This is a genomic window from Hellea balneolensis DSM 19091, assembly GCF_000428525.1.
Lineage (GTDB): Bacteria > Pseudomonadota > Alphaproteobacteria > Caulobacterales > Maricaulaceae > Hellea > Hellea balneolensis.
The window spans coordinates 395,451-416,193 of sequence record NZ_AUAC01000002.1 but is presented as its reverse complement, the minus strand read 5'-3'; the positions used below and the strand labels follow the sequence as shown (position 1 = coordinate 416,193).

General features: G+C 48.9%; 22 protein-coding genes and 1 tRNA gene. 13 read left to right on the top strand and 10 right to left on the bottom strand.

The genetic code is table 11. The features are described 5' to 3' along the window. Positions 1-2 precede the first annotated feature (2 nt). Positions 3-857: a phytanoyl-CoA dioxygenase family protein gene (locus tag F569_RS0102180; protein WP_051279129.1), complete on the top strand. Its 855-nt coding sequence runs from the start codon at positions 3-5 to the stop codon at positions 855-857. Positions 858-1,010: 153 nt separating this feature from the next. On the opposite strand, the gene F569_RS0102175 is transcribed toward F569_RS0102180, so the two are convergent. Further along, positions 1,011-1,097: transfer RNA gene (locus F569_RS0102175), tRNA-Leu, on the bottom strand. Between the two features lie 141 nt (positions 1,098-1,238). Between F569_RS0102175 and F569_RS0102170 the strand changes: the two genes are divergently transcribed. The 8 genes from F569_RS0102170 (at position 1,239) to F569_RS0102130 (ending at position 9,233) form a co-directional block, all read left to right on the top strand. Continuing rightward, entirely contained in the window at positions 1,239-1,643 is a 405-nt protein-coding gene (locus F569_RS0102170; RefSeq protein WP_026940846.1) for a DUF2177 family protein, read from the top strand. A 260-nt stretch (positions 1,644-1,903) separates the two neighbouring features. After that, positions 1,904-2,863 carry a sulfate adenylyltransferase subunit CysD gene (cysD, locus tag F569_RS0102165; RefSeq protein WP_169697919.1) on the top strand — a complete coding sequence of 320 codons (960 nt, stop codon included), beginning with the start codon at positions 1,904-1,906 and terminating at the stop codon, positions 2,861-2,863. Beyond that, the gene (gene cysN / locus F569_RS0102160) at positions 2,863-4,776 is read left to right on the top strand and encodes a sulfate adenylyltransferase subunit CysN (protein WP_026940844.1); all 1,914 of its coding nucleotides are present in this window, start codon (positions 2,863-2,865) and stop codon (positions 4,774-4,776) included. The genes cysD and cysN overlap by 1 nt, the downstream gene beginning before the upstream one ends. Further along, positions 4,776-5,720, top strand: a complete 945-nt coding sequence (locus tag F569_RS0102155) for a hypothetical protein (protein WP_026940843.1) — start codon at positions 4,776-4,778, stop codon at positions 5,718-5,720. The genes cysN and F569_RS0102155 overlap by 1 nt, the downstream gene beginning before the upstream one ends. 666 nt (positions 5,721-6,386) lie before the next feature. Then, on the top strand, positions 6,387-7,148 hold the full coding sequence (locus F569_RS0102145; RefSeq protein WP_026940841.1) for an alpha/beta hydrolase family protein: 762 nt from the start codon (positions 6,387-6,389) through the stop codon (positions 7,146-7,148). Between the two features lie 40 nt (positions 7,149-7,188). Then, positions 7,189-7,668, top strand: a complete 480-nt coding sequence (locus F569_RS19665) for a DUF7919 family protein (RefSeq protein ID WP_034387090.1) — start codon at positions 7,189-7,191, stop codon at positions 7,666-7,668. Between the two features lie 72 nt (positions 7,669-7,740). Continuing rightward, positions 7,741-8,835 (top strand): NADH:flavin oxidoreductase, encoded by a 1,095-nt coding sequence (locus tag F569_RS0102135; protein WP_026940840.1) that lies wholly within the window; start codon positions 7,741-7,743, stop codon positions 8,833-8,835. 20 nt (positions 8,836-8,855) lie between these two features. Further along, positions 8,856-9,233, top strand: a complete 378-nt coding sequence (locus F569_RS0102130; RefSeq protein ID WP_026940839.1) for a VOC family protein — start codon at positions 8,856-8,858, stop codon at positions 9,231-9,233. A gap of 9 nt (positions 9,234-9,242) precedes the next feature. Here the strand turns inward: F569_RS0102130 and F569_RS0102125 are convergent, their stop codons facing one another. Together F569_RS0102125 and fghA are read right to left on the bottom strand one after the other, a co-directional pair. After that, positions 9,243-10,091 (bottom strand): hypothetical protein, encoded by an 849-nt coding sequence (locus F569_RS0102125; protein WP_154813610.1) that lies wholly within the window; start codon positions 10,089-10,091, stop codon positions 9,243-9,245. After that, positions 10,067-10,897, bottom strand: coding sequence for an S-formylglutathione hydrolase (gene fghA, locus F569_RS0102120; RefSeq protein WP_026940837.1), 831 nt, complete (start codon positions 10,895-10,897; stop codon positions 10,067-10,069). The genes F569_RS0102125 and fghA overlap by 25 nt, the downstream gene beginning before the upstream one ends. 66 nt (positions 10,898-10,963) lie before the next feature. On the opposite strand from fghA, the gene F569_RS0102115 reads away from it, so the two are divergent. Next, positions 10,964-11,233 carry a type II toxin-antitoxin system Phd/YefM family antitoxin gene (locus F569_RS0102115; protein WP_026940836.1) on the top strand — a complete coding sequence of 90 codons (270 nt, stop codon included), beginning with the start codon at positions 10,964-10,966 and terminating at the stop codon, positions 11,231-11,233. Positions 11,234-11,243: 10 nt separating this feature from the next. Then, positions 11,244-11,564, top strand: coding sequence for a type II toxin-antitoxin system RelE/ParE family toxin (locus F569_RS16065; RefSeq protein ID WP_034387087.1), 321 nt, complete (start codon positions 11,244-11,246; stop codon positions 11,562-11,564). On the opposite strand, the gene F569_RS0102105 is transcribed toward F569_RS16065, so the two are convergent. The 7 genes from F569_RS0102105 to F569_RS0102075 are packed head-to-tail and all read right to left on the bottom strand — an operon-like array spanning position 11,536 to position 18,938. Beyond that, positions 11,536-11,994, bottom strand: a complete 459-nt coding sequence (locus tag F569_RS0102105) for a (2Fe-2S)-binding protein (RefSeq protein ID WP_026940835.1) — start codon at positions 11,992-11,994, stop codon at positions 11,536-11,538. The two genes, F569_RS16065 and F569_RS0102105, sit on opposite strands and share 29 nt — an antisense overlap. Positions 11,995-11,998: 4 nt before the next feature. Next, positions 11,999-14,338: a xanthine dehydrogenase family protein molybdopterin-binding subunit gene (locus F569_RS16060; protein ID WP_233353569.1), complete on the bottom strand. Its 2,340-nt coding sequence runs from the start codon at positions 14,336-14,338 to the stop codon at positions 11,999-12,001. A gap of 53 nt (positions 14,339-14,391) precedes the next feature. Beyond that, positions 14,392-16,080 (bottom strand): choline dehydrogenase, encoded by a 1,689-nt coding sequence (betA, locus tag F569_RS0102095; protein ID WP_026940834.1) that lies wholly within the window; start codon positions 16,078-16,080, stop codon positions 14,392-14,394. After that, positions 16,077-17,198, bottom strand: a complete 1,122-nt coding sequence (locus F569_RS0102090; protein ID WP_026940833.1) for a BCCT family transporter — start codon at positions 17,196-17,198, stop codon at positions 16,077-16,079. The genes betA and F569_RS0102090 overlap by 4 nt, the downstream gene beginning before the upstream one ends. 5 nt (positions 17,199-17,203) lie before the next feature. After that, positions 17,204-17,578: a type II toxin-antitoxin system VapC family toxin gene (locus F569_RS0102085; protein ID WP_034387085.1), complete on the bottom strand. Its 375-nt coding sequence runs from the start codon at positions 17,576-17,578 to the stop codon at positions 17,204-17,206. A 2-nt stretch (positions 17,579-17,580) separates the two neighbouring features. Next, a complete protein-coding gene (locus F569_RS0102080) occupies positions 17,581-17,772 on the bottom strand; it encodes a type II toxin-antitoxin system VapB family antitoxin (protein ID WP_026940831.1) in 192 nt (63 codons plus the stop codon). A gap of 56 nt (positions 17,773-17,828) precedes the next feature. Then, positions 17,829-18,938, bottom strand: a complete 1,110-nt coding sequence (locus F569_RS0102075; protein ID WP_026940830.1) for an S-(hydroxymethyl)glutathione dehydrogenase/class III alcohol dehydrogenase — start codon at positions 18,936-18,938, stop codon at positions 17,829-17,831. Positions 18,939-19,055: 117 nt separating this feature from the next. Between F569_RS0102075 and F569_RS0102070 the strand changes: the two genes are divergently transcribed. Together F569_RS0102070 and queF are read left to right on the top strand one after the other, a co-directional pair. Then, positions 19,056-20,240 (top strand): acyltransferase family protein, encoded by a 1,185-nt coding sequence (locus F569_RS0102070; RefSeq protein WP_026940829.1) that lies wholly within the window; start codon positions 19,056-19,058, stop codon positions 20,238-20,240. Positions 20,241-20,278: 38 nt separating this feature from the next. Then, entirely contained in the window at positions 20,279-20,740 is a 462-nt protein-coding gene (gene queF, locus F569_RS0102065; protein ID WP_026940828.1) for a preQ(1) synthase, read from the top strand. Positions 20,741-20,743 lie beyond the last annotated feature (3 nt).

The following is a 20,743-nucleotide window of genomic DNA, read 5'->3' as shown; positions in this document are numbered from 1 at the left end:
TTATGAACCAGTCTACCATAACATCTACCACCATCACAACCGCCGACCTTGCTGGCCGATACAAGTCCACGGCAGGCTCTCAAGAGGCTATCGACCCTGCGATTATCGCTGATGCAATGGAGCGCCTTAACCGCGACGGTTACATCATAATCGAAAAGCTGTTTTCAGATGAGGCTATGGACACGCTTAAGGCTGATGTCTTGCCGCGTTTTAAACATAAGGCTGGGCGGAATAATTTTGAGGGGCTGACGACTCAGCGGCTTTATACGATGATGGCCGAGACGGATATGGCTAATCCGATGGTCGAGCATCCGCTTATCCTTGGATTGCTCGATAAGATTTTTGAGCCCAACTATCTGCTCTCGCAATTGCAGGTCATCAATATCCATCCCGGCGAGGCTGCGCAGCCGCTGCATTATGATGACGGCTTTTATCCGTGGCCGAGACCGCGCCGCGCTTTGGGCGCGGCGACCATTATCGCGGTGGATGACTTTACCGAGGATAATGGCGCCACAGTCGCGATTCCCGGCTCGCATCTCTGGGATGATAAATATCCTAGCGATGAGGATAAAGCGCAGCTTATCAAGGCCGTTATGCCAAAAGGCTCGGTGCTATTCTTCCTGGGCACATTATGGCATGGCGGCGGCGCGAATGAGAGCGAGGCCTCTCGCATGTGCCTAACCGCGCAATATTGCGCGCCCTTTTGCCGAACACAGGAGAATTTCTCGCTCTCTATTCCGAAAGCGCGCGTGAAGGGCTTTTCGGAAAACATACAGCGTCTTCTTGGCTATTCGATACATCCGCCCTTTATGGGTATGGTCAAGGGGAAGCATCCGAAACGGGTTTTGGAGGATTAGGGGTGGCGAAGTTAGGCGCGCTACATGCATTGACAATGACACTACATTAATCGTTTTCTTTATGCAGTTTTAGCCGGCGCGCTTGAGCGCTTCGGAACATCCCGATTTTATGTCCACAGGACATAAAATTTTTGCGGAGCAAAATTAGGATGTTGGTGCGGGCGGCCGGACTTGAACCGGCACTTCCATACGGAAACAAGATTTTAAGTCTTGCGTGTCTACCAATTTCACCACGCCCGCTAAAGCCCAAGTGCTTGGATGCACGGGTAATTAAGGGGCGTTGCGGTTTCGGGCAAGCACTTTCTCTACGATTTGTGGCTTTCCACGAAAAATCCGAACGCCTAGAGTAATTGATGCGTAAGAAGTCCTGTGGAGGTTATTATGACGACTTATATTATTGCTTACATCGCGGCCCTTATTTTCTTTTTAGCTGTAGATATGCTCTGGCTCGCCGGTATTGCAAAAAAGATTTACGGGCGGCAGCTCGGTAAACTTATGACCCGCAATATAAGATGGGGCGCGGCGTTTGTTTTCTATACATTATACCTCTTGGGGGTGGTCATATTTGCTATTCGTCCTGGGATAGAGGCTGAAAGCCCTATGACAGCACTGACATATGGTGCGCTATATGGCTTCTTTTGTTATATGACATATGATTTGACCAATTTGGCGACTTTAAAAGATTGGCCAGAAAAGCTTATCTGGATCGATATACCTTGGGGAACAGTGCTGACAGCAAGTGCGGCGGTTGTCGGGACTTGGGCAAGCCTGAGTTTTGTTAGCTGATGTACCGGATGAGCTGTGTTCACGAAAACATTGGGCTAAGCCTCTTTACATAATTTTGAAAAACACTATCTAAAGCATCATGAGAAGGCGTGGGATAAATCCCACGAATAATTATGACGCTTATTTCAGATTTTGTAACGCGTGCGGAAGCCCTCGCTATATCCAGCGGGCAATCGCTCTCAACTATTTCACGTAAGCTGCTCAATGATGGCAAGGGCTTGGCGCGGTTGAAAGAGGGCGGGCAATGCACGCTCAAAACCATGGATGAAGCGCTGGCTAAATTAGATGCGCTAGAAGCCGAACTTTCGGGTGATATTAAATTGCGTATGACTCATTTGGACAGGCTCGAAGCTGAGGCCATCCACATTATGCGCGAAGTTGCGGCGCAATGCGAAAACCCTGTGATGCTATATTCTGTCGGTAAAGATAGTTCGGTTATGTTGCATCTTGCCGAGAAGGCATTCTATCCGTCCCGTCCGCCATTTCCGCTTATGCATGTCGATACGACATGGAAATTCAAGGAAATGATTGCCTTCCGCGACCGCCGCGCGAAAGAGGTCGGGATGGAGCTTATTGTTCATTCCAATCCTGATGGCATTCGTGATGGGGTTGGGCCGTTCACCCATGGCTCTGCGGTTCATACCGACATCATGAAGACACAAGCCCTTAAACAGGCTTTGGATAAATATAAGTTCGACGCTGCCTTTGGCGGCGCACGTCGCGACGAAGAGAAATCACGTGCCAAGGAACGCATCTTTAGCTTCCGCTCTGAGAACCACCGCTGGGACGCCAAGAACCAGCGGCCTGAGCTTTGGAATATCTACAATACACGCGTGAAAAAGGGCGAAAGCATGCGCGTGTTCCCAATCTCAAATTGGACCGAACTCGATATTTGGCAGTATATCTATAAAGAGAATATCCAAATTCCTGACCTTTATTTGTCTAAAAAACGGCCTGTTGTCGAGAAGGACGGCGTGCTCATTCTCGTTGATGATGACCGTATGCCGATCGGCCCCGATGATGTGATTGAAGAGAAAATGGTGCGGTTCAGAACTTTGGGCTGCTACCCGCTAACGGGCGCGGTAGAGTCAGAGGCAGATACGCTGCCTGAGGTTATCCAAGAAATGCTCTTAACCACGACGTCTGAACGTCAAGGCCGCGTGATTGATAGCGATGCGGGCGCATCGATGGAACAGAAAAAAGAAGAGGGGTACTTCTAATGGCACATCTTGATGACCTCATCTCAACCGACATTCTCGGATATCTCAAAGCTCAAGAGGATAAGTCCTTCCTACGCTTTATAACCTGCGGTTCCGTCGATGATGGTAAATCCACCCTTATTGGGCGGCTGCTTTATGATTCAAAGCTCATCTATGAGGATCAACTCGCCTCGATTGAAAAGGACAGTAAAAAATCCGGCACGCAAGGCGATAAAATTGACCTCGCGCTTCTTGTTGATGGTCTCGCCGCAGAGCGGGAACAGGGCATCACCATTGACGTGGCTTACCGCTTCTTCTCTACGGATAAGCGCAAATTCATCGTCGCAGATACGCCGGGTCACGTACAATATACACGTAATATGGCGACGGGAGCCTCGACGGCAGATGTCGCGGTCCTGCTGATTGATGCGCGTTATGGCGTGCAAGAACAAACGCGCCGCCATGCTTTTATCGTCTCATTGCTGGGCGTGAAGCATGTTGTTGTCGCTATCAACAAGATGGACCTCAATGATTTTGACCAGTCCATCTATAACGATATCGAAGTCGACTTTCGCGAGTTTTCAAAAGATCTCGGCTTTACCGATATCACCTGCATTCCGATGTCGGCGCTAGATGGTGATAATGTCACTATTCGCTCGAAAAATTCCGACTGGTATAAAGGCCCGACACTTCTCGAATATCTTGAAGAGGTGAATGTGGATGCGGCGACCCTAGACGCGCCATTCCGCTTGCCTGTGCAATGGGTCAATCGTCCGAACCTCGATTTCCGCGGCTTTAGCGGCACGGTGGCTTCGGGCACAATTGAAGTTGGCGACGAAATTATAGTGATCCCATCAGGCAAGCGCAGCACAGTCAAAGAGATTGTGACCTATGATGGTAACAAGGATATCGCCCGCGAAGATATGGCGATTACCCTGACCCTAAATGACGAGATTGATATCTCGCGCGGGGACATTATCTGCAAAAAAGATAATCCAGCTGAGCAAGCTGACCAATTCCAAGCACACATGCTCTGGATGAGCGAGAATGAGCTTTATCCTGGTCGGCAATATCTGCTGAAGACGGGTAATAAAACAGTCCCTGCCAGCATTCTAAAGCTTAAGCACCGCATTGATATTAATGATTTTTCTGAAGTGGCAGTCAATACACTGGCGCTGAATGAGGTCGGCGTGGCGACGCTCTCGCTCTCTGCGCCTATCGCTTTTGATGCCTATAACGATAACCGCAATACAGGTAGCTTCATCCTGATTGATCGCCAGACAAATGCGACGGTTGGCGTAGGTATGCTCGACTTTGCGCTGCGCCGTGCTAGCAATGTTGTTTGGCAAGATTTGGACGTCAATAAAGCCGTCCGCGCAGAGCAGAAGAACCAAAAACCGGCCTTACTCTGGTTCACAGGGCTATCGGGTTCAGGCAAATCGACCATCGCCAACCTCGTTGAAAAGCGCCTGCTCGATTTGGGCCGCCATACTTATACGTTGGACGGCGATAATGTGCGCCATGGCCTGAATCGTGATCTGAACTTCTCCAAAGCCGACCGTGTGGAAAATATTCGCCGTATCGGCGAGGTCTCCCGCCTTATGGTCGATGCGGGGCTTATCACCATGGCGTCGTTCATTTCGCCTTATCGCGCCGAGCGCCAGATGGCGCGTGACCTCTTAGAGAACGGCGAGTTCATTGAGATTTTTGTCAATACCCCACTCGAGGTTGCGGAGGCGCGTGACGTCAAAGGGCTCTATGCCAAAGCCCGCGCAGGTGAGATTAAAAACTTCACGGGCATCGACAGTGAATATCAGGCCCCACAAAACCCTGAGATCACAGTCAATACGGTCGAAATGTCCGCAGATGATGCCGCCGAGATGATTGTCTCTTATCTTAAAGACAAAGGTTTTCTCGCAGGGTATGACGCCTAATGGCTCATTATGATGTTTTCAATGGCGATGCAGATGGAATAATCTCGCTTGTGCAATTGCGCCTGTCTGAACCGCGTAAGTCGGAACTGGTTACGGGGCGTAAGCGCGACATCAAATTACTGGGCCGCGTTGAGGCAGGTGAGGGCGATAGCGTTACCGTGCTCGATATTTCCATGCGATCAAATGCAGAAGATTTAGGCAGAATTTTAAGCGCGGGGGCCTCGGTCTTTTACGTTGATCATCACAATGCAAGTAACATGGCAGAGCATAGTAATCTCAGCGCCATTATTGATACATCGCCTGAAATGTGTACAGCGATGTTGGTGGATGATTATTTGGGTGGAGCCCATCGCGCCTGGGCTGTCACAGCGGCTTTTGGTGATAACTTTCCAAAACTTGCAAAACGCAAAGCTGAAGGATTAGCTTTAAAATTAGACCGCCTCGAACGGCTAGGTATGCTCGTCAATTATAATGGTTATGGTGGTTCCATTGATGACCTGCTCTATCACCCCGCAGATTTATATCATGAGCTTGCCGCTTTCGACACGCCTATGGACTTTCTGAATGAAAACAAAGCCGTGTTTGATGCGCTTGAAGCAGGATATGAAGCTGATCTGTTAAAAGCGAGCCATGCCGATGTGATTGATCAGACTGAAACCGGTCATATCATTACGCTCCCCGACTCCGCAGGGTCTCGCCGCATTTCAGGCGTTTATGGTAACCAACTTGCCCAAGACAATCCTAAGCGTGCGCATGCTATACTCACCGCGCAAGATGGCGGCTATCTCGTTTCTATCCGCGCTCCGCTCAATAATCGCACAGGTGCAGATGCGCTTGCTCTGCAATTTGAAACTGGCGGGGGACGCAGCGCAGCGGCAGGTATCAACCATTTACCCGAAGCTGATTTGGGCAGATTTATACAAGCCTTTCGCGCGGCGTATTAAGGCTATTAATCCCAACATTCCCAGTTTTCTTGAGTAATGCTTTTTCGACATGTTAACCAACCAGTTGAATAGAACTGGATGCCGCAAAAGCCTTGTTCTTCAATGAGGCTGTAATCTGTTTTTTTAAGTGCTGGATTTGGGATTTCGACAGCCAGATCTTTAAAACTAGTAGGACAAACTTGGTTGGTGGTCTCGTACTGCTGAACATGTTCAAGGATAATGTCACCCCTTAACTCAGTCTTTTTGTGTAGCTTATGACCCCTCTGAGCACCTAGAAGAAACCCTGAAAACAGTATCAAGCATCCGAGAAGGGCGACGAAAGAGAAGATTATGACGTTGCGATTTCGATTAAATAGCCCAATGAAAAAAGCGATAAATGAGGTCAATAACAGGACGAAAAATGTAAGAAATCCTATTATAACCGATATCGGGACAAGAAACCCATGTGCATGAGATGACTCAGCATAATAATATACTGCTAAGAGGAAGCATGTTCCGAGCAGGAGAATACTCATTTTATGCTTATTTCTGTTAAGCTCGTGGTGTGAACCGTCAGTCATAAAGCTATTTCCTAGTACTTATATCCAAGAATATATCACACAAGACTAATTTGGGTGAATTTTTCAAGCCCTTTCGCGCGGCGTTTTAATCGGCTAGACTCTCACCATGCCCAGTGAAAAAGTAGAATTTAAAGGCGCCTTTGGCGACACACTTTCAGCCAAGATCGATTGGCCTGATGAGGGCGAGCTGAAAAGCTGGGTTCTCTTTGCCCATGGTTTTTCGATTGGTAAAGACCTCAAACCCATCCGCACGATTTCTAAATCTCTCGTCGATGATGGTTACGGTATGCTCCGCTTTGACTTTACGGGGCTAGGCGAAAGCAAAGGTAATTTCTCGGATACAAATTTCACCTCCAATTGCGAAGATATCCGAATGGCGGCCAATTATCTGCGCGAATTTCACGGTCCACCTTGCGTGATGATTGGCCATAGTTTCGGCGGTACGGCGACCCTAAAAGTGGCCGATGAAATCCCGGAATGCAAAGCGGTGGCGACCATAGGCTCACCTTGCGATACCACCCATATCGTGCATCAATTTGCAGATCAGATTGAAGAAATTGAGGAGGAGGGTGAGGCGAAAGTCTTGCTCGGTGGGCGTCCCTTTATCATCAAAGAACAATTCCTCGAGGATATCGGCAATCAAGACATCGCCAAAGAAATCGCCGATCTCGACCGCGCCCTGATGATTTTCCACTCTCCCCAAGATAAGGTCGTCAGTATTGATAATGCCGCGCATATTTATGGTGAGGCACGACATCCCAAGAGCTTTGTCAGTTTGGACGGGGCCGATCATTTACTTTTGAAGAACCCAGCCGATGCGGAATATGTGGCCCATGTCTTAGCGGCTTGGGCACATCGGTATATTTAGGTTGGTAAGACGGATTGAAGTTGTGTTATCGGGAGCTTGAATGGTCTATTTTACGGATTTAGCAACTTTTGATTATCATTCGGGGCCGTTTAGTTGTGATGAGTGGGAATGCCCTTTACTTTCTGTCGGTTGGTTAGAAAAGGAGTTTGCTTTCGATAAAGGTCCATCGCCTACATGGCTTATTGATCGTATAAGTTCCATTCGTATCTCGACAAAAGCGCAGTTTTTACAATGGGCATTTAGAGGGCTGCATTCATGCACACTGTGCGAAAAGCATACGATGTTAACTGACTCACATATAAATTTATTCGTTCCAGGTGTTGATTGCGTTTACGTAACACCAGGTCGAATAGATCACTACATTCTTGAACATGCGTACAAGCCCCCTCAAGTCTTTGTCGAGGCGATTGCCAAATGTATAGACCCTAAGAGTGATGAATATTTGAAGGCTTTAACAAGAGTAAATGCCAATCAAGTGCCACCATTGTTCAGAGATTTGAGTAGTAAAAACACAAACTGAATTACAACTTGCTTTCCCATCCTCACTCATTACATATGCAACAAATTGCATAGCCCCAATTAAGGATCACCCATGTCATCTTCTCTTTTTCAGTCCTTTGCTTGTCGCGGTTTAACGCTGCCTAACCGCTTTGTTATGGCGCCTATGACGCGGAGCTTTTCGCCTGATGGTGTGCCGGGTGAGAATGTAGCGGAGTATTATGAACGCCGCGCGGCTAATCATGTGGGCTTAATTATTACAGAGGGCACGGTGAATGACCGTCCGGGTAGCGCCAATGATGCCAATTACCCGCTGTTCCACGGCGAAGCGGCGCTTAAAGGCTGGCAGAATGTTGTCGAGAAAGTCCATGGCAAAGGCGGAAAAATTGCGCCGCAGCTCTGGCATGTCGGCATGGTGCGTAAGCCGGGCACAGGGCATAATCCTGACGCCCAATCCGACTCCCCCTCTGGCGTGACCCATACGGGTAAAGCGGTCATGGACCCTCCCAGTGATGAAGAGGTCGCGGATATGGTCAGCTCCTATGCGCGCTCGGCCAAATCTGCCAAAGAGCTCGGCTTTGACGCGATCGAAATTCACGGCGCGCATGGCTATCTCATCGACCAATTTTTTTGGGATGTGATGAATAAACGCGAAGGCAAATATGGCGGCGATTTGCTCGAGCGCGCGGAATTTGCTGGCGACGTTATCCGCGAATGCCGCAAGGCCGTGGGCGAGGATATGCCGATTATCTTGCGCTGGTCACAATGGAAACAGCAAGATTACTCAGCGCGCCTCGCTGACACGCCGCAAAAAATGGAAGCCTTTTTAAACGTGTTTAAAGATGCGGGCGTGGATATGCTCCACTGCTCACAGCGCCGTTTCTGGGAGCCTGAATTTGAAGGGTCTGATTTGAACCTTGCGGGCTGGGCGAAAAAGCTGACAGGACTAGCGACAATTTCCGTGGGCTCCGTTGGGCTGAACGGGGATTTCTTTGGCGCATTTGCGGGTCAGGGCTCCGAAGCCGCCTCTCTCGATAAGCTTTTCGAAATGATGGATCGCGGTGACTTTGATCTTATTGCTGTAGGACGTGCGCTCCTTCAAGACCCGGAATGGGTCACAAAGGTAAAAGAGGGCCGCATGGATGAATTAAAAGACTATGACGGTAAAGCCCTTGCAACGCTTTATTAAACTCAAAACAGGAGACCCATATGTTTAGTCATATTATGCTCGGCGCAGATGATGTCGAAGCCTCAAAAACCTTTTACGACGCAGCCTTAGGCGCATTAGGCGTTCCCCCCGGGCGCGTGGATCCCAAAGGCCGCGCTATGTATATGCACGGCGGATCCATATTCATGTTGACTAACCCGATTGATGGGAAGCCAACGACGCATGCAAATGGGAGTACTTATGGGTTTGCAGCCGCAACGCCCGAAGAAGCGGATGCTTTTCACAAAGCCGGATTAGCGCATGGCGGCACAGCTATCGAAGACCCTCCAGGATGGCGTGAGGGTGCAGGTATGAAACTATACCTAGCTTATTTGCGTGATCCATCAGGCAATAAAGTTTGCGCGATGTGCCGAGGCTAACGAGTCGTATTAGTCGCACGCCAACGGCTTGGTAGAGTCGTTGGTTGTGTCCATACGTAGTTTCCCTGTTCCGGAAACTTGACCATATGTTTCGATATTCGCCTTAACGCCATCGAAACTCCGATTTTCAGGTAGGCCGTGAGCTATCCAAACATCCAAAATGGGTTCAAGGGGTAATGCGCCGCTTATGCGGTAATCCTGTCTTACGGACCAAAACTGCCACCAGCTGTGGAACCGAATTTTGTAATGCCGATACTCAGATCCCGCTAATCTTGTGCGGGGCAGCACTTCACCTTTAAAATAGTCCCCTGTATAAATATCGTGAAGTTCTTCTGGCGTTGAGCTGGCTATTTCGACGATATAGTTTTCGTACCAATCATCGCCATTTTGCTTTGCTGCTTCATCACCTTGCCAATTCACGCTTACCTTTGGCCCAGCCCACCAACGGCCATTTCCAGTTAAATTTGTGGTATATGTGGAGCAAATTTCTAGATCTTGTTTGGCCTCTGAGACGTTAGATGTCACATCATCAGCACGAGATAATCCAACATCGAGTCCCCCATCAGGGGCCGTTTGTGAAACGCCAAAATGCAGCGTTTTGCCTTGGAACTGGCGAATATGCTCACCAGTGAAGCTATCGCTTACCCAAGCCGAAGATGAATAATCACCAAACTGAAAATGATCTGTACTTGAGTTGAAGGTACTACTGGCGACGCCAGCTTTAGCTTTCGGTATTAAGGTCTGAGCGGTCTCGACACGCGTCACGCTATGACAGCCTATAACGCCAATTGTAGTTATGCTCAAAACGGAGGTTTTTATGAGCTTGCTTTTCATCAGGACAACGCTTGGGCGTGCCATTTTATGTGGTCTTCAATGAAACTTGTGATGAAATAATAGCTATGATCGTAACCCTGTTGCATTCGCAAAGTCAGCTTTTGTCCCATTTTTTGGCAAGCTGTATCAAAAAGATCAGGGCGTAAATGCTCTTTTAGGAATTCATCATCTGTTCCTTGATCAATTAGAATATGTGCACCTGATGGCCGTGCCATGACCAAATCGACTGCATCATATTGAGACCATTTGGCTTCGTTATTTCCAAGGTAGCCTTCAAAAGCATTGCGCCCCCAAGGAACTTGAGTAGGTGCGACTATAGGCGAAAAGGCTGAGCAGCTTTTAAACAGCTCTGGGTTTTTAAGATGTAAGGTAAGAGCGCCGTGGCCGCCCATAGAATGCCCAAAAATACCAATGCGCTGTGGATCGACTTGCGGGAGGTTTTCTTTGATCCAGAATGTAAGCTCATCACGAATATAAGTTTCCATGGAGTAATTTTCCATCCACGGCATTTGCGTGGCGTCCAGATAAAAACCAGCTCCTTTACCAAAGTCATAACGATCTTCAGTGTCGGGAACATGCTCTCCGCGAGGTGAGGTATCAGGTGCGATTATGATCAAACCGAGCTCGGCGGCCATACGCTGCGCGCCAGCCTTAGTGATAAAATTCTGCTCTGTACATGTCAGACCAGAAAGCCAAATCAGAGCAGGGGCATTCTTTGCGCCGTCTGGTGTGAAGACGGCCACACGCATGTCGCAATTGCAAGCGTCGGAGCGATGTTCATATACCGCTTGAATTCCGCCGTAGATTTTGTTTTCAGATATTGTTTTCATCTATAGAGCCTTGCCTGTTTTGTCTAAATTGTCTATTTTGTCCAAAGAAATTTAAGGAGTCCTCTCATGGATACTATGACAGCAGCCGAAGCCAAGCAGAAATTTGGGAAAGTTATCACCAAAGCACAGCGTGAACCTGTTGCAATTACAAAGCATGGTGAACAGGTCTGCATCGTTTTATCCGCAGCGCAATATGCTGAAGACCAAAAGGCTTATGATTTCTTTGCTGCGAAATCTATCAAACGAGGATTGGAGGACATTAAAGCGGGACGTGTATCTTCGGCCGATGAGGTTCGTGCGAGGTTAGCGTCGCGCTCCGCAGCACTAAAGAGTTAGATGCGTATTCATGGAAATTGTTTATTCAGCTCATGCAGAAATGAACCTCAATGAGATCTTTGACTATGGAGTTGTAAATTGGGGCGTTGATCGCGCCATTTCATTCGTCACTTTCCTTCAAGATGAAATAGACATTCTCACAGACTTCCCGGAGTTAGGGAAACGCTATGAGAATGATAACCTAATGCTGTTAGAGGGTCTTCGCGCTCTGGACATTGATAATTATAAAACACTTTATCGGTTAGGAAAAAACGATATTGAAATTGTGTCAATATTGCCCAAAGGTCGACCACATTTGTCTTCTAGTAAACCGCCTTTGCAGCCTCTTTAATCGCTTTCCTAATCCGCACATAGGTCGCGCAGCGGCAGATATTGCCGCTCATAGCCGCATCGATGTCGTCATCGCTTGGGCTCTTATTGGTTACGAGTAGCGCTGTGGCGCTCATAATTTGCCCAGCTTGACAATATCCGCATTGCGGCACGGCCAATTCTTCCCACGCGCCGCGAATGGCGTCTGCGACTTTGCCGCTTGCACCCTCGATCGTGACAATGTCAGAGTCTTCGACATCTTCATGGGCCGTGATGCAAGAGCGGATAGGCGTGCCGTCCACATGGACAGTACAGGCGCCGCATTGCGCCACGCCGCAGCCAAATTTTGTTCCCGTCATACCAAGGTGATCTCGTAGTACCCAGAGGAGAGGCGTGCCTTCTGCGGCGGTGACGTTTTCATTTTTCCCGTTTATCTTAAGTGTGATCGCCATTGTCTTAACCCTCTCCAACTTTACTCATATCAAGCCTATCATTCTGCCCAAGTAGAGGCATAGCCCTGAGCCTTTGTCCTGTCGCTGCGAAAATCGCATTGGCCAATGCCGGCGCGGCGGGCGGTGTCCCGGGTTCTCCGACGCCCGCAGGAGGTGCCTCGCTTTCCATGATATGTGTCTCAAAGACATGCGGGGCTTCGGCCATACGCATGACGCGCCAATCCGGAAAATTACTTTGATCAACGGCGCCATTTGTAGCCGTAATTTCTCCGTAAAGCGCATTTGAAATTCCGAATAATGTCCCGCCCTCAATCTGTGATTTGGTATTATCAGGGCTGACAACTGTGCCTGCATCAACGGCGCTCCAGATTCCGGGAAAGGAAATATTTCCATCGGCATCAACAGCAACTTCAATGGCAGTAGCAACATAAGCCAGGAAAGAGCGGTGAACCGCTATGCCGAGGCCGTGTCCTTTGGGAACGTCGCGTCCCCATTTGGCCATAGTTGCCGCTTTATCAAGCACCGCTTTAAGACGTTTCGTATCGACGGGGTGTTCATCAAGAGACGCGCCGTAATTGGGATAGGTGACGCCGTCTTTGCTAAAGTCGATGATGCGGTCAGGCCCGATAATATCCATGAGAAACGCTTTCGGGTCTTTACCGGCCGCATGAGCGAGTTCTGCGGCAAAGCTTTGATTGGCAAAAACATGATAAACATTAGCCACAGAGCGTAGCCATCCAATACGGATATGAGAATTAGCTTTGCCAACCTCCACGGCCATATTCGGTACATTCCACGGATTGTCCGTGGCGCCGAGTGAGAGCTCAAAATCAGAGCCTTGATCAGACGGGCCAAAGGTCGAGTTAATGGATGGGAAGACTGTGCGGTGAAGCACTGCAGTGACATTGCCATCTTTATCCAGCCCGCCCTTCATGTGCTGTGCTGAGACTGAGTGGAAATAGCCATGCTTAATGTCATCTTCGCGGGTCCACGTCACTTTGACGGGTTTACCAACCTCACGAGCAAGCAATGCCGCTTCAACTACGAAATCAGGTTTGGATTTCCGGCCAAAACCGCCGCCAAGTAAAGTGACGTGAACGGTTACATTCTCATCCGGCACGCCGCATATTTGCGCGACTGTGCTTTGCGCCGCTTGAGGGTTCTGCGTACAGGCCCAAATCTCAACGTTATCACCAGTCCACTGCGCAGTCGCGGCAGGAGGTTCCATTGGAGATTGCGAAAGATGCGCCGCATAATAATCTGCTGATATCATTGTCTCTGCCGATGAAAGAGCCTTTGTGACATCGCCGCGCTTAAACTTATTCTCGCCGGGTTGACGTGCCGTCGCCATCAGCTCTTGGGCATATGTTTTAGAATTATAATTTTTATGTGGTCCGGCATCCCACTCAATTTTCAGGGCTTCGCGTCCTTGAATAGCGGCCCATGTATCTGTTGCGATGACGGCGACGCCGCCAAGCTGCTGAAATCCTGGCGCTTCACCTTCTGGCTCTTTCATTTTTACGACTTGGGTGACGCCCGGCACGGCGAGGGCCGCTGTGTCGTCTAAGCTTTTGACTTTGCCAAAGAGTGCAGGCGGCCGCGCGATTACGGCGTAAAGCATATCGGGAACACGCACATCGATGCCAAATGTCCCTTTACCACGAATAACGTCTGAGATGGTGTATGAAGGTTTGTCTTTTCCAATATAGCGCCATTGACTGCGCGTCTTCAGAGTAACTGTGTCTTCGGCAGGAACGTCAAGCTTACCTGCCGCTTCAGAGACGTCACCATAGGTGAGTGTTTTGCCAGAGCTATGGGTGATAACGCCAAGTTCACTGGTGCATTCAGATATATCAACGCCCCACTCATTCGCGGCGGCTTGTGTTAGCATTTGGCGCATGGATGCGCCTGCCATACGAAAACGGTCAAAATGATTGCGCACAGATGTCGAGCCGTCCGTATTCTGATCGCCATATTTTTTATCGCCCACCGCTTGTTTGATGAAAAGGTCATCCCAAGGCACATCGAGCTCATCTGCAATCATTTGCGCGACCGTTGTAATCACTTGCTGCCCCATTTCAGAGCGCGGATTTGTAATTTGTGTGCGACCATCGGCTGCGATTGAGATCAAGACGAGAGGGCCAATATCGATATTGGAATTGTCAGGGATAGGTGCTGCCGCTTGGGCGAGTGTTTCAGGTTTATTTTGTGAACAGGCTCCGAGCGTAACAGCTAAAGCGAGTCCTGTCCCAGCGCCAACGAAGCCTCGCCTGGAGAGATTTAAAAGCGGCTTATTGGCTGTTTCGATTTTGGGCTTAGCGGTTTGCGCCAGATGCATGAACATAATGTATCTCCTGATCTGTTTCTAAAGTCCGGCAATTTGCTCTCGGAGTCAAATCACGTTGAAATTTCCCGTTGCGGCATTTTTAGGCGCTGCCGTATTTTCCATTCTGGATCGATCCAGCTTTTGGCAGTGGATGCGTCTAACGGCATTTTGCCCAAGATGATATCCGAGGCCTTCTCCGCAACCATTATCGTTGGCGCGTTGATATTTCCGTTAGGCACTGTTGGAAACACTGAGGCGTCTACGACACGCAAGCCCTCAATCCCGATAACTTTCAGGTGATTGTCAACAACAGCAGTGGGATCATCATCTGCGCCCATTTTGCACGTGCCGCAGGGATGATAGGCGCTTTCGACATTGTCCAAAATCCAGGCGTCAATTTCGGCGTCTGTCTGAATATTTGCGCCGGGCTGTATTTCATCACCGCGATATTTATCCATAGCGGGTTGCGCCATAATTTCCCGGGTGAGGCGGATACATTTTCGCCAGATAGAGACATCATCAGGGTGTTTCATGTAGTTAAATAAGATACTGGGCGCATCATCAGGCGCGGCGGAACTAATTTTTACGCGGCCTCTGCTTTTGGGTTTATTGGGGCCTACATGAACTTGGAAGCCATGTCCTTTGATCGAAGGCGTGCCGTCATAACGCATAGCGGCAGGGAGGAAATGATATTGGATATCAGGTGATTTTATACCTGCGTCTGAGCGGATGAAGGCGCAGCTCTCAAAATGATTTGTCGCGCCTAGGCCTGTTTTAAAAAGTAGCCAGCGTACACCTATGAAGAGTTTGCTGAACAGACCGAGTTTACTGTTGAGGCTAACAGCTTCTTTGCAATGGAATTGAAAATAGACTTCGAGGTGATCTTGCAGATTTTCTCCAATTCCGGGGAGGTTATGGAGCGGCGTGATTTGTAGAGCCTTAAGCGTATCCGTATCGCCTATGCCGGAGCGTTGTAATATTGCTGGGGAGCTTATGGCCCCTGCAGAAAGAATGATCTCTTTACGAGCGGAGAGAGTTTGTGTTTTTCCTTTATGCTCTAACTTTACTCCGCTTGCGCGATTGCCTTCAAAGATAACTTTATCCACCAGCACGCCCGTCATCACGGTTAGGTTTTTGCGTTTCATGGCGGGGCGTAGATAGGCGCGAGATGTAGATTCTCTGACGCCGCCGCTTACAGTCATATGCATAGGCCCAAAGCCTTCTTGGCAATAGCCATTATAGTCTTTCGTTTCAGGATAGCCCGCTTCAACACCTGCATCGATAAAGGCCTGATAAAGCGGATTGCCTGACATATTGTTGCCGCCGCTAACGCCCAGCGGTCCGTCACCGCCGCGATAATCATCCTCGCCGCCTTGCCATGTTTCTGCGCGCTTATAATAAGGCAAGCAATCGGCATAGCTCCAGCCCTTGGCGCCAGAGGCGTCCCATTCATTTATGTCGTTAGAATGCCCCCTCACATAGACCATGCCATTGATGGAGGAGGTGCCGCCTAAGCCCTTGCCCCGCGGACATGTGATTTGGCGGTTTTTGACGTGGGGTTCAGGGTCAGAATTATAGCCCCAATTGAAGCGCTTTGACGCCATTGGATAAGACAAAGCCGTCGGCATTTGGACGAAGATACTTTTATCGCTCCCGCCAGCCTCGAGCAGGAGCACGTTGTGCTCTCCGCTCTCCGTGAGGCGGTTGGCGAGGACGCAGCCTGCAGAGCCCGCCCCTAAAATGATATAGTCATAAGTCATGTTTTTAGGGCTTTGCGATTTTTGAAGGTGAGTGTGTAAATGGCGACATAAAGACCAATCACGACGAGGCCAACCCATTCAATTTTAAAAGGCGTGAATTGGTAGAGGAGTATAAGGCCGTATAATAATCCTGCGTGGAGCGCGATATATTGTGGCCCGCCCAAACGTCCGACCGTCAGATTGAAATTTTCCGAATAGAGACGAATGAGCGAGTCGAGCGAGTTAATCACAAAGATCACGCCTACGGTGACCATCGCGCCATTTATGAGCGGCGTGAGCGAAATGCCATTGCTGTGGTAATAATAAAGCACGCTAAACCAGAGCGCGATGGGAATGGAGGGCAGGGTGAGCAGGGCGAGACAAAGCTGCCATGTTTTAAGACCGCCCACAAAGCGCGCCACAAATTGCCCAATCATAATGCTCCATGCAAACCACCAGAAGAGATAGAAGGCATGGTAATCGGTGAGGGGCGAAATAAACTTATGGATATTGCCAAAATAACCGCCAATATTTGAACCCGTCTCGGCGAGGCCACCCACGCCCATACCGCTCTTGGCCCATAACCCTGCGATGAGGGCAAAGAAGAGCGCCGTTGAGCCGAGGCTGAGCCATTTTACATATTTGATATCGGTACTTGATAGCACGGCGAGCAGCACAACAAAGGCAACGAGGCCATATCGCAGAACGGGACTGATACCGCTAATATAATCAGGTAAGTAAGAGAGAAAGAGAAAGCCCGTAAAGGCACAGGTCGCGATGATAACCGCCGTGTTAAGCCACTTCACCCAAGAGATTTGAAAGAGCTTTAACTTGGGTTCCACGACGCAAAAATAAAACGTCGTCAGAAAGTAAAATCCCCAAACCAGAAAGCCCCAAAACCCAAACTCAATCGCGAGTGGATTAGTGAATTGATAGGGCGCTTCAGAAGCATAAGTCGGAAACTCGGTCAGCGGAAACATGATGAGGCCAACGTCTAGGCCCGAGGTAAAAAGAATAGCGATAAAGGTCAGGAGCGGGACAGGGTCAGAGCCGTTGAGCCGCATATTCCGAAAACGGATGATAAGGATGAGAGAGGTGAGAAGGGTCGCCGCTATCGCTATGGTGAGGATTAGTTGCATCTAACCTATCCCATGAAATCGACGCCAAGACCGAAGTCTTGGGCCGCAGCTAATAAGCGCTTGTCCTTTGTCCATAGCAGGCAGTTCTTTTCCAACATGACTGAGGCTAGGAGGTGCATATCAACATAGCCAATGCCGCGGCTATATAACTTCTCAGTTTCGATTAAATTCATGACTTCATCATGCGTAGCAATTTCAACAGGCGGCAATGTTTCCATCGTCTCAATGATAAGCGTCCTGTCGGAGAGAGACCCTAGAGCGACTTCCGCTGTCACATAAGGGTGAATGCTTATTTTATCATCGTTGAGATATGTCCCTAACGTAGGATTGTTAAAGGCCAGAAAATCTACCCAAATGGATGTATCCGCAAGATAGCGCATATTTATTCTGGTCGCCGCCGTGGTGCTGCCCTAAGGTGAGGTTGTGTTCCCCCCAAAAGGGCCAAACGGCGAGCACTTTCACGGGACACGAGTGCTTTGAAAGCGACTCTGACAAGTTCAGACTGGCTTTCAATACCTGTCAGTTCTTTAGCACTTTCATATAACTCATCATCGATTGTAACTGTCGTTCTCATGGCCGGCTCCTCTAATATCATCTTATATTGCATAAAATGATGCAGACAGCAATGACCTAAAACTCCACAACACTCCGAATACTCTCGCCTTTATGCATGAGATGAAACGCTTTATTGATATCTTCAATGCCCATTTTATGGGTGATGAGCGGATCGATTTGGATGCGGCCATCCATATACATATCGACGATGGAGGGCACGTCTGTGCGGCCTCTGGCCCCGCCAAAGGCGACGCCTTTCCAGCTGCGACCTGTGACGAGTTGGAAGGGGCGGGTGGAGATTTCTTTGCCCGCGCCCGCCACGCCAATGATATAGCTCTCGCCCCAGCCTTTGTGACATGACTCTAGCGCCACGCGCATAACGTCAACATTACCGATACATTCAAAGGTATAATCCGCGCCGCCGCCTGTGATATCGACGATATGGCCCGTCAGGTCGCCTTTGATTTTTGTGGGATTGACGAAATCGGTCATGCCGAAATTGCGAGCGATGGCTTCGCGTTCGGGGTTCAGGTCAACGCCGACAATTTGCTTTGCGCCAATCATCTTTAGACCCTGAATAACGTTTAGCCCAATCCCGCCGAGACCAAAGACAACGGCTACGCAATTAGGTTCGGCTTTAGCGGAGTAAATCACCGCGCCAACACCCGTCGTCACGCCGCAGCCAATATAGCAAGCCATATCAAAGGGCGCATCTTTGCGGATTTTCGCGAGGGAGACTTCGGGCAGAACCGTAAAGTTCGAAAAAGTCGAACATCCCATATAATGTAATATTTTCTGACCCTTATAGCTAAATCGCGAGGTTCCATCTGGCATCACGCCTTGGCCTTGGGTTGACCGCACGGATTGGCAGAGATTGGTTTTGGGGTGGAGGCAGAAGTCACATTCGCGGCATTCAGCGGTATAAAGCGGGATGACATGATCGCCCACCTCTAGCGATGTCACGCCTTTGCCGACTTCGCGCACAATGCCTGCACCTTCATGGCCTAAAATAGCAGGGAAAGCCCCTTCAGGGTCATCGCCTGAGAGGGTGAACGCATCCGTATGGCAAATACCTGTGGCTTTAATTTCGACCAGAACTTCGCCCGGTTTCGGGCCTTCGAGATCGACTTCTACGATTTCTAGATCTTTTCCAGCCTCAAAAGCCACTGCCGCACGTGATTTCACAATTTTTCTCCCTCACAGTTTTGTTAATGATTTTCATGCTGACTTAGCACAGCTCTTGCAAGCTGTTAATTTAATCTTCGCGCCTTTTTTGTAAGAGCGCATAAGCCAAGGAAAAGCATGACAGCGTGCATAAAACTAAAGCCATATGGCCAGAGTCAGTATTTCGCCGCTCTTGACGGGTTTCGGGGGCTTTTGGCGCTATTTGTGGCTATTTATCATACGATCTGGTTCTCACACATTAACAGCCTGACGTTTTTCAATAATGGGGCGGTTATTATTGATCTATTTTTTGCGCTATCTGGCTTCCTTATGTTTTACCTCTATGATGGTAAGTTTAATAATGATTCCGACGCCAAAGCCTTTATCAAGAAGCGTTTTGCACGGCTCTATCCGCTGCACCTTTTTATGTTTGTGATATTTTTCGGTTTTGCGATTTTGCGCTTATGGGCTCACAAGGTTGGAATCGCGTCTCATGAGATGGGTGAAATTCTGCCTTTCACAGCGGGCGCAAAAGAGGGGTGGGGCAGCCTTCTAAGTCACCTGACCCTCACTCATGCTATCGGCTTGAATAACAGCCTGACGTTCAATCCTCCGGCATGGACAATCAGCGCGGAATTTTTCACTTATTTTGCATTCCTTGCAATTATGCTTTGGGCGCGCCCGAAATCCCTTTTGAATTTTCTTACTTTGGGCGCAATTGCATTGGCGATATATGCTATGCTTTATCAGTTAAAGCCGAATATGGATATCACTTATGATTATGCTGTTTTGCGATGCATGGCTGGCTTTTTCATCGGTATGATTGCGGCAAAAGCCTATAGAGAATTAAAGCCTAAAGTTCAGGTGATGACGTCTAAAACGCGGATCTACACATTTTCTATTTTAGAGGTCGGCATTATTTTAGCTTCAACCCTTTTCATCATTTTTTGCGGCGGGAAATTTCAATTTTTTGTAGCCCCGTTCTTGCTCGCATTCATTTTGATATTCGCCTTTGATGGCGGTATTATTTCACGTTTTATGAGTCGAAAGGTTTTCCGCTACCTCGCTAAGATATCCTACTCGACCTATATGACTCACGTCATTATTTCGATTGCCTTTTCAATCTTGGGCAACACAGTTCTAAGTCATTTTTCTCAAAATTGGGATGCCGGGTGGGGCGGGGATTTATGGTTGATGATCTATCTGTGTGTTGTCATTGGGGTCTCACATTTGACCTATCATTATGTAGAGGTCCCGGGGAGTAAGCTTGTTCGTGAATTAAAAAGTCCGTCTTCAGCAAAACCCCTAACCAAATCAGTGTAAGACTTGCCCTTTGCGGGAAACCCCGCTAACCCGCGCTCATGACGGAAACGCGCTACGACAAACTCGACCAACTCGGACATATGCAAGGGCTTCCAAGCTCACCCGATGAAGCTGTTTTGGAGCGGGTTAAAAACCCATGTGATGAAAACTATATGGTAAGGCTTGTAGCGCCTGAATTTACCAGCATTTGCCCGGTGACCGGTCAACCTGACTTTGCTCACTTGGTTGTCGATTATTGCCCGGATGAATGGATTGTTGAGAGCAAGGCCTTTAAATTATTCTTAGGGTCTTTTCGCAATCACGGCGACTTTCATGAAGCCTGTACTACGGGCATTGGGCAACGGCTTGTCAAAGAGATTAATCCTAAATGGTTACGTATTGGCGGTTACTGGTATCCACGCGGAGGCATTCCCATTGATGTGTTCTATCAATTTGGAAAGGCGCCTGCGGGCCTTTGGATACCCGATCAAGGGGTTCCCCCATATCGTGGTCGGGGCTAGCAG

Excerpts from the sequence above, each read along its gene's own strand:
- F569_RS0102180 (WP_051279129.1), top strand. The coding sequence starts at position 3 with ATGAACCAGTCTACCATAACATCTACCACCATCACAACCGCCGACCTT.
- F569_RS0102170 (WP_026940846.1), top strand. The coding sequence starts at position 1,239 with ATGACGACTTATATTATTGCTTACATCGCGGCCCTTATTTTCTTTTTA.
- cysD (WP_169697919.1), top strand. The coding sequence starts at position 1,904 with ATGGATGAAGCGCTGGCTAAATTAGATGCGCTAGAAGCCGAACTTTCG.
- cysN (WP_026940844.1), top strand. The coding sequence starts at position 2,863 with ATGGCACATCTTGATGACCTCATCTCAACCGACATTCTCGGATATCTC.
- F569_RS0102155 (WP_026940843.1), top strand. The coding sequence starts at position 4,776 with ATGGCTCATTATGATGTTTTCAATGGCGATGCAGATGGAATAATCTCG.
- F569_RS0102145 (WP_026940841.1), top strand. The coding sequence starts at position 6,387 with ATGCCCAGTGAAAAAGTAGAATTTAAAGGCGCCTTTGGCGACACACTT.
- F569_RS19665 (WP_034387090.1), top strand. The coding sequence starts at position 7,189 with ATGGTCTATTTTACGGATTTAGCAACTTTTGATTATCATTCGGGGCCG.
- F569_RS0102135 (WP_026940840.1), top strand. The coding sequence starts at position 7,741 with ATGTCATCTTCTCTTTTTCAGTCCTTTGCTTGTCGCGGTTTAACGCTG.
- F569_RS0102130 (WP_026940839.1), top strand. The coding sequence starts at position 8,856 with ATGTTTAGTCATATTATGCTCGGCGCAGATGATGTCGAAGCCTCAAAA.
- F569_RS0102125 (WP_154813610.1), bottom strand. The coding sequence starts at position 10,091 with ATGGCACGCCCAAGCGTTGTCCTGATGAAAAGCAAGCTCATAAAAACC.
- fghA (WP_026940837.1), bottom strand. The coding sequence starts at position 10,897 with ATGAAAACAATATCTGAAAACAAAATCTACGGCGGAATTCAAGCGGTA.
- F569_RS0102115 (WP_026940836.1), top strand. The coding sequence starts at position 10,964 with ATGGATACTATGACAGCAGCCGAAGCCAAGCAGAAATTTGGGAAAGTT.
- F569_RS16065 (WP_034387087.1), top strand. The coding sequence starts at position 11,244 with ATGGAAATTGTTTATTCAGCTCATGCAGAAATGAACCTCAATGAGATC.
- F569_RS0102105 (WP_026940835.1), bottom strand. The coding sequence starts at position 11,994 with ATGGCGATCACACTTAAGATAAACGGGAAAAATGAAAACGTCACCGCC.
- F569_RS16060 (WP_233353569.1), bottom strand. The coding sequence starts at position 14,338 with ATGTTCATGCATCTGGCGCAAACCGCTAAGCCCAAAATCGAAACAGCC.
- betA (WP_026940834.1), bottom strand. The coding sequence starts at position 16,080 with ATGACTTATGACTATATCATTTTAGGGGCGGGCTCTGCAGGCTGCGTC.
- F569_RS0102090 (WP_026940833.1), bottom strand. The coding sequence starts at position 17,198 with ATGCAACTAATCCTCACCATAGCGATAGCGGCGACCCTTCTCACCTCT.
- F569_RS0102085 (WP_034387085.1), bottom strand. The coding sequence starts at position 17,578 with ATGCGCTATCTTGCGGATACATCCATTTGGGTAGATTTTCTGGCCTTT.
- F569_RS0102080 (WP_026940831.1), bottom strand. The coding sequence starts at position 17,772 with ATGAGAACGACAGTTACAATCGATGATGAGTTATATGAAAGTGCTAAA.
- F569_RS0102070 (WP_026940829.1), top strand. The coding sequence starts at position 19,056 with ATGACAGCGTGCATAAAACTAAAGCCATATGGCCAGAGTCAGTATTTC.
- queF (WP_026940828.1), top strand. The coding sequence starts at position 20,279 with ATGACGGAAACGCGCTACGACAAACTCGACCAACTCGGACATATGCAA.